1 protein-coding gene is annotated in these 360 nt (G+C 65.0%); it reads right to left on the bottom strand.

What is annotated here, in order from left to right:
* Positions 1 to 360: tectonin domain-containing protein (locus G5C65_RS38340; RefSeq protein WP_338146869.1), on the bottom strand; the 360-nt coding region annotated here is incomplete at both ends.

Raw genomic sequence — 360 nt, forward strand, 5'->3', positions numbered from 1 at the left:
CCTGGATGTTCTGGTCCCCGGCGTAGCGGTAGATGTTCCCGCTGCTGTTGACCCCCCACACCGTCCCATCAGCACCCGCACCGATATCCGCCAGACCACCGGGAATCTGCACCCACGGACTGGGATCACCCGCGTCGTTCCCGGAGAACTTGTAGACGTTCCCGTTGGCGCTGACCCCCCACACATTGGTCCGCGACCCGACCGCAATGCGGTTGAGCGCACCCGAGATCCGGACCCAGCGCGACGAACCCTGGATGTTCTGGTCCCCGGCGTAGCGGTAGATGTTCCCGCTGCTGTTGACCCCCCACACCGTCCCATCAGCACCCGCACCGATATCCGCCAGACCACCGGGAATCTGCA

The organism is Streptomyces boncukensis, assembly GCF_011045075.1.
GTDB classification, from domain to species: Bacteria; Actinomycetota; Actinomycetes; order Streptomycetales; family Streptomycetaceae; genus Streptomyces; species Streptomyces boncukensis.